Below are 209 nucleotides of genomic sequence, written 5' to 3' on the forward strand. Positions count from 1 at the left end.
CCCGCAACATTTAGAAAAGTAGATTTTCCAGAGCCCGAAGGGCCAGTTACCGCAACAAATTCTCCTGCTTTCACATTCAATGAGAAGTCTCTTAAAGCATGCGTTTGAATAGTATCACTTTGATAAATTCTAGAAATCTTGTTCATATTTAGCATGGTAGTTCCTTTTGTATTTCGTCTTATTTAACTAACTATTAAGTTTCGCGATGA

General features: G+C 35.9%; 1 protein-coding gene. It reads right to left on the reverse strand.

Annotation, left to right across the window (positions count from 1 at the left end):
• The coding region (locus ACX6CF_RS26585; protein WP_458788395.1) for an ATP-binding cassette domain-containing protein at positions 1-155 on the reverse strand (155 nt) is incomplete at its 3' end.
• Between the last annotated feature and the right edge of the window lie 54 nt (positions 156-209).

Source organism: Vallitalea sediminicola, assembly GCF_054408565.1.